Origin of the sequence: Paraburkholderia haematera, assembly GCF_905220975.1 — a bacterium.
GTDB classification, from domain to species: Bacteria; Pseudomonadota; Gammaproteobacteria; order Burkholderiales; family Burkholderiaceae; genus Paraburkholderia; species Paraburkholderia haematera.
In genome coordinates, this window is the sequence record NZ_CAJNBK010000001.1 from 841,249 (window position 1) to 856,758 (window position 15,510).

At 61.1% G+C, this 15,510-nt stretch carries 10 protein-coding genes; 6 read left to right on the forward strand and 4 right to left on the reverse strand.

Translation table 11 applies throughout. The annotated features are described in order from the left end of the window. Positions 1 to 20 precede the first annotated feature (20 nt). Positions 21 to 1,298, reverse strand: a complete 1,278-nt coding sequence (locus KHO23_RS03725; protein ID WP_211609674.1) for a polyhydroxyalkanoate depolymerase — start codon at positions 1,296 to 1,298, stop codon at positions 21 to 23. Between the two features lie 183 nt (positions 1,299 to 1,481). Next, positions 1,482 to 3,362 carry a glycoside hydrolase family 15 protein gene (locus KHO23_RS03730; RefSeq protein ID WP_211609675.1) on the reverse strand — a complete coding sequence of 627 codons (1,881 nt, stop codon included), beginning with the start codon at positions 3,360 to 3,362 and terminating at the stop codon, positions 1,482 to 1,484. A gap of 230 nt (positions 3,363 to 3,592) precedes the next feature. On the opposite strand from KHO23_RS03730, the gene KHO23_RS03735 reads away from it, so the two are divergent. Next, on the forward strand, positions 3,593 to 3,838 hold the full coding sequence (locus KHO23_RS03735) for a hypothetical protein (protein WP_211609676.1): 246 nt from the start codon (positions 3,593 to 3,595) through the stop codon (positions 3,836 to 3,838). 232 nt (positions 3,839 to 4,070) lie between these two features. Here KHO23_RS03735 and KHO23_RS03740 read toward each other — a convergent pair whose 3' ends face one another. Further along, positions 4,071 to 4,223 carry a DUF3096 domain-containing protein gene (locus tag KHO23_RS03740; protein WP_073429502.1) on the reverse strand — a complete coding sequence of 51 codons (153 nt, stop codon included), beginning with the start codon at positions 4,221 to 4,223 and terminating at the stop codon, positions 4,071 to 4,073. A 440-nt stretch (positions 4,224 to 4,663) separates the two neighbouring features. Here KHO23_RS03740 and KHO23_RS03745 point away from each other — a divergent pair, with 440 nt between their 5' ends. The 5 genes from KHO23_RS03745 (at position 4,664) to KHO23_RS03765 (ending at position 10,741) form a co-directional block, all read left to right on the forward strand. Beyond that, the gene (locus KHO23_RS03745; RefSeq protein WP_407946029.1) at positions 4,664 to 5,821 is read left to right on the forward strand and encodes a lactonase family protein; all 1,158 of its coding nucleotides are present in this window, start codon (positions 4,664 to 4,666) and stop codon (positions 5,819 to 5,821) included. Between the two features lie 382 nt (positions 5,822 to 6,203). Next, positions 6,204 to 6,662: a hypothetical protein gene (locus tag KHO23_RS03750; protein WP_211609678.1), complete on the forward strand. Its 459-nt coding sequence runs from the start codon at positions 6,204 to 6,206 to the stop codon at positions 6,660 to 6,662. Positions 6,663 to 6,968: 306 nt separating this feature from the next. Continuing rightward, the gene (locus tag KHO23_RS03755) at positions 6,969 to 9,437 is read left to right on the forward strand and encodes a DUF6531 domain-containing protein (RefSeq protein WP_211609679.1); all 2,469 of its coding nucleotides are present in this window, start codon (positions 6,969 to 6,971) and stop codon (positions 9,435 to 9,437) included. Beyond that, positions 9,434 to 9,934 (forward strand): hypothetical protein, encoded by a 501-nt coding sequence (locus KHO23_RS03760; RefSeq protein WP_211609680.1) that lies wholly within the window; start codon positions 9,434 to 9,436, stop codon positions 9,932 to 9,934. The genes KHO23_RS03755 and KHO23_RS03760 overlap by 4 nt, the downstream gene beginning before the upstream one ends. Positions 9,935 to 10,213: 279 nt before the next feature. Beyond that, positions 10,214 to 10,741 carry a hypothetical protein gene (locus KHO23_RS03765; protein WP_211609681.1) on the forward strand — a complete coding sequence of 176 codons (528 nt, stop codon included), beginning with the start codon at positions 10,214 to 10,216 and terminating at the stop codon, positions 10,739 to 10,741. Positions 10,742 to 11,297: 556 nt separating this feature from the next. On the opposite strand, the gene KHO23_RS03770 is transcribed toward KHO23_RS03765, so the two are convergent. Then, entirely contained in the window at positions 11,298 to 15,377 is a 4,080-nt protein-coding gene (locus KHO23_RS03770) for a DNA translocase FtsK (RefSeq protein ID WP_211609682.1), read from the reverse strand. Positions 15,378 to 15,510: the final 133 nt, after the last annotated feature.

The following is a 15,510-nucleotide window of genomic DNA, read 5'->3' on the forward strand; positions in this document are numbered from 1 at the left end:
TGTTGACGTGCGTGCGGTGCTCAGGCTTCGACTTTTTCCTTCGCTACCTTCGGCGCCGTGTTGTGCTCGAGGATGAAGTCGCGCAGTTGCGGATAGATGATGGTGCGCCAGCGGCGGCCCGAGAAAATGCCGTAGTGGCCGCATTTTTCCGCGGTGAAGTGACGCTTGTTCTGCTCCGGAATGCCGCTGCACAACTCCTGCGCGGCGAACGTCTGACCGTCGCCGGAGATATCGTCCAGCTCGCCTTCAATCGTGAAAAGCGCGGTCTTCTTGATGTCCTGCGGGCGCACCCGTTCGCCCGCGACGTCCCACGTACCTTCGGCCAGACTGAATTCCTGGAATACCACGCGGATCGTGTCGAGGTAATAATCCGCGTCCATGTCGAGCACGGCGTTGTACTCGTCGTAGAAGCGGCGATGGGCTTCCGCGTCGTCTTCGTCGCCGCGCAACAGGCTCTGGTAGAAGTCCCAGTGGGAGGCCGCGTGCCGTTCCGGGTTCATCGCGACGAAACCGGTGTGTTGCAGGAAGCCCGGGTAAACCTTACGGCCCACGCCCGGATAGTTCGGCGGTACCGTGAAGATCACGTTGTTCTCGAACCATTCATACGAGTGCTGCGTGGCGAGCGAGTTGACCGATGTCGGGCTCTTACGCGCGTCGATCGGGCCGCCCATCATGGTCATGGTGCGCGGCGTGTCTTCGCCGCGGCTCGCCAGCAGCGAAATGGCGGCGAGCACCGGGACAGTGGGCTGACACACCGAAATCACGTGCAGATTCTTCGCGCCGATGTGGCGGATGAATTCCTGAATGTAGGCGACGTAATCGTCGAGATGAAACTCGCCTTCTTCGAGCGGCACCATGCGTGCGTCGATCCAGTCGGTCAGGTAGACCTTGTGGTCTTGCAGCAACGTGCGCACGGTATCGCGCAGCAGCGTGGCGTGGTGGCCTGACAACGGCGCGCACACCAGCACGACCGGCTCATCTTTCAATTGGGTGACAGCGTCGCTGTCGTCGGCGAAACGCTTGAAGCGCATCAGGCGGCAAAACGGCTTCTCGATGATCGTTTGTTCGATGATCGGAATGTTGTGACCGTCTTTGACAATCTGATGAAGGTTGAACTCGGGCTTTTCGTAATCTTTGCCAAGCCGGTAAAGCAGTTCGTAACCGGCTGAGAGGCGTGTGGCACCGGGCACGTAGGCCAATGGGCTAGCAGGATTCGCAAACGATTTCGATGCGGCCTGGGCCCAGGCGGTGAGGGGGCTCAACATCGCCCGCTGGAATTCGTGCAGTTGGTAGAGCATGGGTGCTCCGTTTTAAGCGGTTCGCATGGGGCTTGGCAAACACGCGTATGGCGTTGCGGCAGGCCGTATTGGTGGTTGTGGGCACATTGATTTTCGGCCAACAGTCTGCTCGATGATACTGAACAAAGCGTACTTGTGCAATGCAGCATTTTGCGCGCGGATCGCCCGCAAACTGTCATTTATTCATGGTACCGGCGATGTTGCCACGCCGCTATCGGGGGTTGCCGCACCATCAAGTTCTTCTGCCGCGGTGCCGTTATGCGGCGGCTGCCCGGTCGCCTGAGCCATTGCCTGCTCGTGCTTCATCAGGTTCAAACCGGTGTGCACCAGCGCCACGTGCGAAAACGCCTGCGGGAAGTTGCCGACCAGGCGCTTCGCGCCCGGATCGTATTCTTCCGCGAGCAGGCCGACGTCATTGCAGAGGTCGAGTAACCGTTCGTACATGGCGACGGCTTCGTCGATGCGGCCCTGCAATGCCAGGTTGTCCACCATCCAGAACGAGCACGCAAGGAAGGTGCCTTCGCCGGGCGGCAGGCCGTCGTCGTATTCGGTGGTGCGGTAGCGCATCACGAAGCCGTCGTGCATCAGGTCCTTTTCAATCGCCTCCACCGTGCCCTTCACGCGCGGATCCGCCGGCGGGAGGAAGCCGACCAGCGGCATCAGCAGCACGCTCGCATCGAGCTGGGCGCTGCCGTAGGACTGGGAGAACGCGTTGAGCGCCGGATTCCATGCCTTAGCGCAAACTTCCGCGTGGATTGTCGCGCGGGTTGCGCGCCACTCATCGAGCGGGCCTTCCAGCTTGAACATTTCGGCGGACCGGATGGCGCGGTCGTAGGCGACCCACGCCATCACCTTCGAGAAGGTGAAGTGCTGGCGGCCGCCGCGCGTTTCCCAGATGCCTTCGTCCGGCTCCTGCCAGATTGTGTCCAGGTGGCGGAGCAACGCGCGCTGCACGTTCCACGCGGTATCGTCCGCCTGCAGACCGCCGACGCGCGCAAGATGCAGCGCGTTCATCACTTCGCCGTAAACGTCGAGCTGGCGCTGTCCGACCGCGTTGTTGCCGATCCGCACGGGTTTGGCATCCTGATAGCCCGGCAGCCAGTCGATTTCGAACTCGGGCAGACGTCGCTCGCCGGCGATCCCGTACATGATCTGCAACTGATCGGGCGCGCCGGCCATGACGCGGCCGAGCCAGCTGCGCCACGCGCGGGCTTCGTCGTAGTAGCCGCCGCGCATCATCGCGAGCAGCGTGATGGTGGCGTCGCGCAGCCAGCAGTAGCGGTAGTCCCAGTTGCGCGAACCGCCCAACTGTTCCGGAAGAGACGTGGTGGGCGCGGCAACGATTCCGCCGGTCGGTTCGTACGCGAGCGCCTTCAGCGTAATCAGCGAACGGCGGATCTGCGCGGCCCATTTGCCTTCGACGGTGCTGCGTGCCGACCATTCGAGCCAATGGTTCTCGGTGCGGGCGAGCGACGTGTGCGGATCGCGGGCCGGCGGAATGCGCAGGTGCGAGGCCGCATAGGCCAGCGAAAACGGCACGCGCTCGCCTTCGCTCACGCTGAATTCCGCGACGGTCTTCATGTTTTCGCCGCGCAAGTCGACCGGCGTGCGCAGTATCGCGGTATCGGGGCCGACGATCGCCTTGATGCCGCTGTCGTGCGTCAGGCGATCGACCCACGGAATCGAAAAGCCGTAGTCGAAGCGCAACACCAGTTCCATCCGCATGCGCACCGTGCCGCGTTTGCCGACCACGATCCGCACCATCTCCGACCAGCCGTTGCCCGGCGGCATGAAGTCGATCAGCGTGACCGCGCCTTCAGGAGTTTCGAAATCGGTTTCGAGGATGAGCGTTTCGCCGCGATAACGGCGCGTGATCGTGGGCGGCGTATCGGAGACCGGTGAAATTAACCAGCGGCCGTTGTCGGGCGTGCCGAGCAGGGCGGCGAAGCAGGCGCCGGAGTCGAAACGGGGCCAGCAATGCCAGTCGACTGAGCCTTCCCGGGAGACGAGCGCGGCCGTGTGGCCGTCGCCGATGAGCGCGTAGTCTTCGATGAGTGCGGGCATGGAGGAGGGTGTCGGTTTGACGCGAGGCGAGGGCCGCCGCGCCAGGGGTCGTTGTTTTTACCGGACTCGCGCGATGCGTTTTGGTTCAGCGCGCAATGCGGCGAAACGCGAGTTGGTAATTGTCAAATCACTGCCTACAATCATTTTTCATGCCGATGCGCGGAGTTCTCCGGATCATGCACCGGCCTTGCCCATGGCGTATGCAGACGCCGTTTTCGAGGACCCAAGCAATGCTGAACCCGTCGAAATCCGATTGCATCACGATTCTCTCAGCCGCCAGCGAATTGCCTGACGATTCGATGTTGCCGCTCGAACATGGCCGGTTGGGCCTGAGCCGCAACGGAATGCTGACCGCGGCGGCGTTTCTGATCGAACGGGCCTGCTTCCGGCGTCATCAGGAAGGTGACGGTCATTATGCCGTCGGCGGATTGTCGCTGCAGGGGCGTTTGCGACTCGACCAGCTTTCGAACGGCTGACTGTCTGCTGCACGGATTCGCGCCACGCGGCTTTCTTGCATCGGGCACACGGCACCCGGCGCGGATCTATCGCGCGCGTACTGCTTCGCCGTGCCGATTGCTGCGCTGCCACTGCCGTCATCAGTCCGCGTGCCATTGCCCATCACGGCACCCCATTCGTGCGAAACGTTGCCGGGCCGGCACTGCGCCCGGCCGCGCGTCCCTTCCTGCTCATCTTGCTGAGCGCCGTCGCTTAGAAGTGCGACGCTCCCACGCCGAAGATCCCAATGATGCCGATGATGATCAGATAGAGCGCGACGATGTAGTTCAACAGGCGCGGCATGACGAGAATCAGAATGCCGGCGATCAACGAAACCAGCGGGCCCAGGCTGAGTGTGACGTTCATGAAGACTCCGTAGTGTGAGATAGGTGAAACACAACTGAAAGAACACTCCCGCCAGGCGGGACAATTGCTGCGCATGCATTGGTTTGCCGGCCAACTGGTGGCAGCTCGGTCGGCTGTGCCCCGGCGCGAGGCCCAGCCGATCGCGGCCCGGCCATTCGCGGCCCGGCCGGATTCGCTGCATGACCCGACGCAACGCTTTTATACTTGCCTCGATAAAACTATTCGACCGATTGCGCGGCAGACCAGAGACACCGTTACAACCGAATCAATCAGACAACCGATGTAGAGGAGGTCATATGCTTCGTCGTCACCGGGCCGCCGTGCGTACCGTTTCAAGCTTTCCTTTGCCGTCTGCTCAATCCGCTCAATCCACCTCATGGCGCGGCGGCCGGCCGGCTCCTCTCTGCTCCGCCCGCTCGATAATAAAAGGTTTCGTGCTCATGGTCTCGATTGTTGCTTCGCATGCGTTTGCGCAAGATTCCGGCCCGGCTCCCGCCGACGGCGTCTATGACATGCTGGTCGGCACATACACCGGTGGCAAGAGCGAGGGCCTGTACGTCTATCGCTTCGACACGAAGACGGGTGAAGCGACCCGCGTGTCGGTCGCGCAGACAGTCAACCCGTCGTACCTGGTGGTGAGCCGTGACCGGCGCTTTGTCTATGCGGTCAACGAATTGCCCGGCGACAACGGCCCGGCCACGCAACGCGGCGGCATCAGCGCGTTCCGCTTCGACGCCGCGAGCGGCCGGCTGAGCTTTCTCAACAAGGTCTCGTCGGACGGCAATGACCCGTGCTACCTGAGCCTGTCGCCGGACGGCAAATATCTGCTGACCGCGAACTACTCGGTGGCGGCCGATCCGGGCGGCAGCTTCGCGGTGTTCCCGTTGCAGGCGGACGGCCAGGTGGGCGTGTCGGTGCTCACGGTACACCACGAAGGCGGCGGTCCGGTGAAGGGACGTCAGGACAACTCGCACGTTCACTCCACCGTGTTCTCGCCGGACGGCCACTATCTGTTCGCGCAGGACCTGGGCGCAGACAAGCTGTACTCGTACCGCTACACGCCGGACGGAAGCCGCGGCCTGTTCGGCCCGACCGACTCGCGCTACACCCAGGAGAAAGCGGGCACGGGCCCGCGTCACCTGGTGTTCGGCGCGGACGGCAAGCATGCGTATCTGACGAGTGAACTGGCCGCTACGGTCAGCACTTTCAACTACGCCGACGGCAAGCTCACGCAGGTGCAGACGATTTCGCTGACCGAGCCGGGCTTCAAGGGCGCGGTAGGCGCCGCGGCCATTCACCTGTCGCCGGACGGGCGCTTCCTGTACGCCACCAATCGCGGCGATGCCAACGAGATCGTGATTTTCTCGGTCGATCCGGGCACCGGTCATCTGAAGAAGATCGGGCATCAGCCGAGCCTCGGCAAGTCGCCGCGCGAATTCGCGATTGACCCGACGGGCAACTGGCTGATTGTCGGCAACCAGAATAGCGGCACGGTGTATGTGTTTAAGCGCGATCAGCAGAGCGGATTGCTCGAAGCGAATCCGAAGCGTATCGAGATCGATTCACCGGTGGACTTCAAGCTGGTGTCGCCATCGTGAGGGGAGGGTTGGGCGTGCGATTTGAATCTGTGCGCTCCCGATGCGGTGACCTTTTAGGACTGTGTCGGGGGGAATGTAAAGATTAGTTATAATCCGCGCGTTTAGCTTGCCAGGTTGATCGTCTCGAAAAATAGGTGGGGTAAATTGTTCCCGCCGTTAGACAAAACGGCACAGGTTTAGCAGCCTGGTGCGTAGGACCGCACTGCCCGCGAAAGTGGGTGGTGCTCAAACGTGCGCGCCTTCTATGGGCGGGCCGTGGAGGGGGAGCCGCAAGGCTCGCCGGTTTTGGTCTTACGCCCGGTCTGCTAACCCGTCTACGTGCCCGCTCACCCTATCTGTTAGCAAGTGTCGGGCGATTCAGGAACGAACCGGAAATCGCACCATGACGAAAAATACCAAACAGTCGCAAACCGCATTGCGTTCACCCGTCGACGCACTTCAGTACGAGAAACTCGCGCTTTCAACTTTCCATTTATGCGATCAGCAATTAGACCAACTGAATCGGCTGGTTAGTCTGGCAAGCACAATCTGTCGATGCCCCGCCATGACACGCGATGAGCGCCAAAGCCAACGCGCACTGCTGGAACTATTGGTAGAGACAGCCGAAGGTTATGCAAGTGACCTGACGCGTGATCGCGAGCTATATCAGGTCATTGCGCTCGATGCTAAAGGCGTACCGGACAGCCGCATCACGGCGAGGCATGCTGCGAGTCTGCTCGCCAATGCAGCAAAAGCGCATGCGGTAAGCACAGAAGAGACTGCCGAGTCAGTCAGTCAGGTGGCGGGCTTGAAAATCGCGCCGCTGGCCGATATTGACGCACAACCCGTAACCATCCAGTAGTCGCAGTAGCGCGGCGTGTACTTGGCACCCCAAAGAAAAAAGGCGCGAAGCAATTTGCGCCTTTTTCTCATCGATCCACGCTCGTTTCTGTGGCTTTGATAAATCGGTCAAGCAGGACTTTTTAACGCCTCGCAACGAGCGGTCGTGGACCTCGATCAATGTGACGCTCTTTCGTCGGCCCTGATAAGAGTCGCAGACCGACACCGACGCAATCAGATTTTTCGGAATTGTCGGATTTAAAAGAATTTCACTCTCCTTAAAAATGCCTTCGCCTTTATCGGCGAAACGAATAACTAAGGGAGAAAAATGAAATCACGGAAATTGAAAGGAGACGCGGCCAGCATGCTGTGCCGCTTCCTCGCCGCATTCGCACTGCTACTCGTGGCGTTTGGCGCGAACGCGACAGACTGCTTCACGCTGTACTCAAAGTCGGGCGCAACACCGGGTACGAAGTCCTGCCGCCTCGACGTGGTCAGCAATACACCCGGTGGCATGGGGAACTACGCGTGCATCAACGACATCGCCCTGATCGACCAATGGTGTTCAATCCCAGCGACGGATGAGCCCGAACAAAGCTGTCCGGTAGCCGATCCGGTCTATCCCGGCAATGGCGCGGTCACACTGACTGAAGCGGATTTTGTCAGTGGCGACGATATTCCGATGTCGTTCACGCGCACCTATCGCTCGAAACCACTTGCGAAGAATGCGATCTCGATGGGGCCGGTCTGGTTCCATAGCTGGCAGCGCAGTCTGGATCTCGCGAATGCGAACAGCGGCGGTTCATCAAAGGTTGTGGCGTATCGCGCGAATGGTGAACCTGTCACGTTCAACGGGTTGGCGGGCACCTGGCGCACGGCTGGCTTTACCGGTCTCGCGCTCGCGCAGAACGCGTCCGGCTGGACGCTTACGGACCTCCAGACGGAGACAGTCGAGTCGTACTCGGCGCAAGGCGTCCTGCTGTCGGAGGAGACGAAGACCCGCTTTATCCGCACGGCAACCTACGATGCATCGGGTCTGCTAACAGCGATCACCCAGCATGCTGCGGGCACGGACGCGAACAAGGACATTACGCTTCGACTCGACTACGACGACAGGCGTCGACTGTCGCGCCTGAATGATCCTTTGGGGCGAATGACGCAGTACGGTTACGACGCGAATGGCAATCTCGTTTCCGTGACGTGGCCGGATGGTTACACACACCGCTACGCCTATGAAGATTCCCGATTCAGGAATGCGCTGACGGGAGAAATCAATGAAGTCGGCACGCGTGTCGCGACGTGGACTTATGACTCGCGAGGTCGGGCAGTAGCGGTCGACCATCCAGACTCTACCCGCAATGTGCAGTTTGCCTATAACGCCGGCTCAACGGTTATCACCGGCAGCCGCCGCACCACTACGTTAAACATGTCGTCGATTGGCGGCGTGTTGCGTCCGACGACCAGCATGTCGGCGGCAGGCAACGCCAGTAGCGCGTGGGATGCATCGGGCAATCTGCTCAAGGATACCGACGCAAGCGGCGGAACGTCGGAATACAGCTACGACGAAACAGGGCGTCCGATCAGGGCGACCGTCAGGAACGCCTCGGGGACTTCGATCTCGACGATTCGCTATGCCGATGCGACGAGCCTGCGTCCGGCGATGATCGCGTCGCCGGACCTGATCCAGTCGTTCGTCTACGACGCGCGCGGAAACACGGCGGGCATCGCGGAGACGCCGACTAGCGACGCAACCGGAATCCAGGGCTTCGATGCGCCGAAGCCTGAAGGCGCCGTCACGATGGCCTACGGCATGACGTACGACGCGACGAACCGGCTCTCGTTCGCCCAGCAACTCGCCGACGGCAAGGTCGTCGCTCAATGGGTCGTGACGCGCGACGCGACCGGGAATGTGTTTTCCATCTATCCCGTGGAGCAATACGTCGCCAGCGAGGCGATTTCGCGCGATGCCGCTCACCGGATCGAGTACGGCTACAACCCGACCGGCGACTATTTCATGCGCTATGACCAGCGCGGACGCGTCGACCTCTTCAAATTCCAGGAGTACGCAAGCCCTGCGAACGGAGGTATCCGGCGCATTTTGAAAGTCAGATTCACGTATTCGCCCGATGGTCAGGTCGTGTCACGTACGGGCACGGTTGCCAGAAACGGTAGTCTGCTAGACCTGAACAACGGCACGGATATCCCGGTTAGCGATGAGGAAATCAATCAGTGGATTGATAACTACAACTATGGGGATTCGCCCATAGCGCCGCCGGCAAACCGTCAGGGCGCGCGACAGCTTTCCGGTGCTCCTTTGTTTTCCGCCTCGACTGTCTGCGGTGGCTGCCATTTCTCGGCGGGACTGATCGATGGCGCGGCACGGGGAATCGTGCTTGTCTGGCGACTAATCAACAATCCGGCTGTTAAATTCGGCATCGGTCAGGGCGCAAGAAAAGCCGCGGAGAACTGGGACCGTATCAAGCAGATGTGCAAGCCTGCGGCTGAGACGGAGGTGGATGGGATTCCGCCGGGGCGGATTACGTCGGAATATGTTGATATCACAGTAGGACGAAGCACGAAAAATATCGAAACTGACGTTGGCAAGGCGGAGTTCGAGGCGAACTTGCGTGAAAATGGTTGGGTGCAGACGCTCACTACGGACGGCAAGATGGATATCTTCACGAAGAACGGAAATCGTTATGGTATCCGGGAGAATTCGAATCACGGAAATCCCACGGCTGACTACTTTCCTCTTGGTTCGAAGGATGCGACCGTTAAAATTAGGTTGTCGAAATGACCAACATTGATTTCATTCACGACCACGAGACGTTCACATCGCTTTGGCAGCGAGCGCGCTCGTGTATGCAAAAAGTGCCAGGAATTCCGGCTACGGAATTGCTGCACTTTGACTCGTCTAACATTGGCACGGAAAGGTTCCGTGATCTCATTCGCAGTCTCGCGGCGTTCAATGGGACCGGTGAATTCGCGGTGATCGTACTGAACCCGGATCCGTTCGACTACTTTCATTTTCATTTTGGCAAGTATCCAGGATTCATTGTTCAAACATGCCATAACGACGACGCTTTTTTTGAAATCCTGATGATGGACCCCGGAAATAGTGCGGCTGACGCGATTGGCTTCTATTCGGAGCAGTACGTTGTGTTACCGATTGTGGGCGATTGGTTCATGTATGCCGATCGGGGTTGGGACTGGGGCACGGGGGTGCTATCCGGACCGGCGGACCTCATGACGTTCGCACGAGAGTCATTCGCCTTCTATGAGAATCCTGGCTAGGTGAACGTGCCTCGTTATTTTTAGAAGACAGTGTCCGCAATGCAGTGCGTGCACTCTCAATATTCGGTGTTCCCAACGCCGAATATTGAGTATCCAGTGCTAATGGAGACACGGTTAAGACCGCTGGGTACAAACGCTTAGCAAAGATGGGAGGGCTGATATTTTCACCAAAGGCGAGCGTCAGTACACGGTACGTAACGACTCGAACGAAGGGTCCATTACTGCGGGTTACACCGTGAATGGCGGCAAAGCTACAGTAAAAATTCGCTTGGGTGGGAAATGATTAATCGACAAAAAGACAACTTTCTGAACAATCTGGAAGATTTCTTGCCGCTATGGGATCGCGCGAATGCTGCGGTCCAGACTCTGACCGACTCCGCGCGGACCGAACCGACGCTTTATTTTGACTCGATCGATATCTCTACCCCGACGTTTTTCTTCTTTATCCGTGCGCTCCTGGCGTTCGAGGGCGCAGATACTTTCGCCGTACTTGCCCTCCGGTCGGATCCGTTCACCTATTTCCATCACCATTTCAAAAAATATCCGGCTTTCTTCGTCGGCCCAGAGCACAGCGTCGACGACTATTTTGCATTTTTAAATGCTGACCCGGGCGACAGCTTGGCAGATGCGTTGGCGAGCAACGCACAACGCTATGCGATTTTGCCGATCAATGGGAGCTGGTTCGTGTACGGGAATTGGAGCAAGGAAATGAGCGCCCTAACCGGACCTTCGGATGTTCTCAAGTTCAGTCACGGGAACTATCCTTTCTTCCTCTATCCGGGTGCAAATTTTCAGATAGTTGACTAGAGCTATGGATACAAGCTGTCGTCGACAAACTAAAAGGCGCGGTTGTCGCGCCTTTTCAACGACATTGTGGGTGATTGGTTCATGTATACCGATCGGGACTGCGGCACGGGCGCACTACCCAGGCCGGCAGACCTCGTGACGTTCGCACGAGAGTCATTTGCCTTCTACGAGAATCCTGACTAGGTGAATCTAACCCGATATCCCTAGAAAAGACGGCGCCGCCAATACAGTGCGAACACCCTCAATAGTCGGTGGCCCTACCGCCGAATTCAACTGCATCAAGACAATTAGAATAAGGTTGAAGTGAAATGAGAGTTGCACGCTGATCCGGGCGGGAGTCCTGCCGATGCGCTGGCATTTATCACTGGGCTACGTGGTTTTGCCTTAGTCCGGCGACTGGATGACATATGGTCACGATTCCAAGGAGGTTGCGGCTTTCTCTGGAGTACCGGAAGTCAATGAATTTGCCCGCGCAACTTTAGCCCGTGACATTGTGCGACCGACCCCGGATTTCAAACTCATTGACTAGCACGCCGTAGAACGTTTCTATACAGAATCACTCCGCCGGTCCCGGCGCGAGCACTTCACGGCTGCCGTTGATGCCCATCGCCGACACCAGACCCGCCGTTTCCATCTGCTCGACGAGACGCGCGGCGCGGTTATACCCGATGCGCAATTGCCGCTGCACCGACGAGATCGACGCGCGACGCGTGCGCACCACGAAGGCCACGGCTTCGTCGTAAAGCGGATCGGCTTCGGCATCCGGCGTGTCGCCGAACAGATCGGGCGATGCGCCTTCGGTGGCCGGGCCGTCGAGAATGCCTTCTTCGTATTGCGGTTCGCCGAACTGCTTCAGATACTCGACGATCCGATGCACTTCCTCGTCGGCAACAAATGCGCCGTGCACGCGCTGCGGGTAGCCCGTGCCCGGCGGCAGGAACAGCATGTCGCCCTGGCCGAGCAGCGATTCGGCGCCCATCTGATCGAGAATCGTGCGCGAGTCGATTTTCGACGACACCTGGAACGCCACGCGCGTCGGAATGTTCGCCTTGATGAGACCCGTAATCACGTCCACCGACGGACGCTGCGTCGCCAGAATCAGGTGAATGCCGGCGGCGCGCGCCTTCTGCGCGAGACGCGCGATCAGTTCTTCGATCTTCTTGCCCGCGACCATCATCAGGTCGGCCAGTTCGTCGATCACGACGACGATCAGCGGCAGCGGCGCGAGCGGCTCGGGGGCTTCCGGCGTCAGCGAGAAGGGGTTGCCGAGCTTCTTGCCCTTGGCTTCGGTATCGCGGATCTTCTGGTTGAAGCCGGCCAGGTTGCGCACGCCGACCGCGGACATGAGCCGATAACGCTTTTCCATTTCGCCGACACACCAGTTCAGCGCGTTGGCCGCCAGCTTCATATCGGTGACGACCGGCGCGAGCAGATGCGGAATGCCTTCGTACACCGACAGTTCCAGCATCTTCGGGTCGATCATGATGAGCCGCACTTCTTCGGGCGTCGCCTTGAAGAGCAGCGAGCAGATCATGGCGTTGATCGCCACGGACTTGCCCGAACCGGTGGTGCCCGCAACCAGCATGTGCGGCGCCTTTGCCAGATCGGCGACCACCGGATGGCCGGTGATGTCCTTGCCCATCGCGAGCGTCAACTGCGAATGCGAGTTCTGGTAGACGCTTGCTTCGATGATTTCGGACAGGCGGATCGTCTGCCGCTTGGCATTCGGCAACTCGAGACCCATGCAGGTCTTGCCGGGAATCGTCTCGACCACGCGGATCGAGGTGAGGCCGAGGCCGCGCGACAAATCCTTCATCAGCCCGACGATCTGACTGCCGCGCACGCCGAGCGCCGGCTCGACTTCGAAGCGCGTGATGACGGGCCCGGCCGAGTGACCGACCACCGTCACCGGTACCTTGAATTCCTGCAGACGCTGCTCGATCAGCAGGCCGGTTTCGATGAGCTTTTCTTCGGAGACGGGTTCGACGTCGGTATCGGCGGCCGCGAGCAGGTCGAGCGTTGGCAGTTCGACCATCGATGCCGCGGGCGCGCGGAATTCGAAGCCGTTGGCCGGGCTGTTGCCGCGCGGCGGCGTGCGCTGGACTGCGGGTTCGGGAGGCTCAGCGGATTCGGTTGAGGGTTCGGTTGCGAAGTGGGTTGTAGACCCCGCAGTTTGGGTGGTGGCGAAGCCCGGTGCTGTCGGGGCGCTCGGCGCGTCACCCGGCCCGTTGATGGCTTCGTCGACGATGGTGGCAGAGGCCGCTGGTGCGGGTTGAACCGCAAAGCCAGGGAAGCGAACCACATTCGACGCAGGCGATGCGGCGCTTTGCGGCTGGACTGCGGCGGCGACGGCCGATCCGTCAAAGGCGGATGACGCGTTCGAATCGTCGGATAGGTTCGAACCATCCGATAGGGCAGGGGTGTGTGCTGTTTCTTGTTCGACTGGCGCGGGCGCTTCGCTCGCGTTCGGCACGTGCCATGGCGGCACGGCGTGATTCGCCGGCACTGCGTCGCTCGGAGCGCCGGTGCTGACCGCATGCGGCACGTCCGTCGGCACCGCGGCGCGCAGCGGGGCGACAACATCGATTGTTGTTTCCCAAGGCATCAGCGGTTTATCGATGACGACTGCGGCAATCGGTGCTGGCGTCGCGGTATGCGCTTGTGCAGGTTCGTCTTCGACAAAAGGTGGCACGTCCGTTTGCGCTTCGCTCGCCTGCAACTGGGCCGCGAAGATTTGAAACGGTGTGGGGGTGGGCACCGGTGCTGCATGCTGCGTGGCAGGTGCGTCTATTTGTGCGTGTGCCGATGCCTCCGCCAGTGCGGATGTCTCTGTTTGCACAGATGCTTCTGCGTGTGCCTTCGCCTCCAACTCCACTGATGCCTCTGCCGGTGTCGGAGCCGAAACCGGAGCTTGAGCCGAAACCGGAGCCGAAACCGACGCCGAAACCAATGCCTCCGCCGGTACGGCCGTCGCCGCCACCGTTGTCTGGATGATCGGCGGCTCAATCGGCCAATGCACGACAGGCTCGGAGTCTTCCTCGACCGGCGCCTCGACTGGCGCCTCGAACGCGGCTTCGATTCGCGGTGTTTCTACTTGCGGCTGCACCGGCGCGAGGGTCGGCGCGGCCTCAGCTACGTCCACCCAATGCGCACTGACGCCCGGCGCCGCAGCCATTTCAACTTCGCTTTGATGCGACGAAGCCACGTCCGATGGCTCGGAATCCAACGGAGTCGTCGTGACCATCGTGATTTCCGAGCTACTGCTGCGCGCGAGGCTGACGCCCGCGATGTCGGTCCAGCGCGCGGCATTTTCCGCGATGCTCCGAAGCGTCTCCTGGACGCTGGCCGGCGGTGTGGCCTTTTCCGTCGTGGCCATCGGCCGGGTATAGCTGGGCGCCGGCGCACCGAACGAAGCCGGACGCCGTGTTGACTGTGCCGGCGTGGTGTTCACGCGCGAAGCGGGTGAGAACGGCTGCGGTGCCACCGCGGAGCGATTTTCTCGAGCTATTCCTGTGGCTGCGACTTGGGTCGTCGACGGGCGGCCTGGGCCGGCCGAAGCATTCGTCATTGAACCGGCTGTCGAACCTGGCGTCATCCGCATCGCCGCTGTGGCGTGCGCCGCATGCGCCGCTTGTGCCAAAGCAGCGGGTACGGCGACTGCGCCAGCGAGACCGGTTCCACCCGTCACGCCCACGCCGGTCGCCGACGATCCCACCGGACGTTGCTCGCCAGTCGAGCGCCGGCCAACTTGCGATGCATGACCGCGAACCGGCGTTGCAGTCGTTCCCGGCGCCGCCGTCGAACCGGCTGGCGATGCGGGCGCGCGTGGCGCCGTAGCTGGCTCACGCAGCCATCCGGCCGGCGCGACCGGCTCGGCCGGCATCCATTCCGCCCGGTCCGCGTTCAGCGAGCGTGTCTGTGTCTGTGGCGGCGTCTGCGCCGGCATCGGCGCTTGCCGCGGCGGCGTTGCGGCTGACGCACGTAGCACCGGCTCCGCCTGCGTGGCCTGGCTGCGCGTCTTCACTGCGCCGGCACGCCAGTTCGCCCCGGCGCCGCGCGCCGCTGCTTCTCTCGCCGCCGCCGCACCCGCCGCGCCGGCAGCCGCCGCTGCGCCGCGGCCACGCGCCGGCGGCTGCCAGACGGCTGGGCGCGCATAACGTCCGTTGCTTTTAGGCGCCATAGTATGGGTGGACGGCGATCCATGCGACGGCAAACCGTCGTCGACGCTGCGATGGCGGCGTGCTTCCTCGTCGCGTTTGGCGAGGCCGCGTGACAGGCCGAGGCCGAACGCACCGTCGGCCCAGGCGGCGACGTCGCGCCAGCGGAAGTCGATCAGCCAGGGCAGGCTGATCACGAGCAGGGCAAGCGCCGCGAGCGGCGTGCCGATGTGCCCGAGCAGATGACCGAAGCCCGCCGCCAGCGCATGGCCGAAGCTGTTCACGCCGGCTGCGCCGATCAGCGACGCCTCCAGCGTGCAGCTCGCGAGCATCACGCAGACGAAGCCGAGCCAAAGGCGGATCGTGCCGGGGCCGCGCAAACCTGCGCCGCCTGGCAGCGCCGACTTCACGAGACGCCACAAAAGGGGAATAAACCAGACGGCTGACCCGCCGAACCAGCCGAAAACTACCGTGTGCATGCTAGACATCAACGAATGACGGACGCGCAAAAACGCAACCCATCGAGTTTAACCGGCGAAGCCCGATGCTTCGAAGACAAACGCAAATATGCTTGCGTCAAATGGGAAAGCAGGCCGGCACGCGACCTGCCGT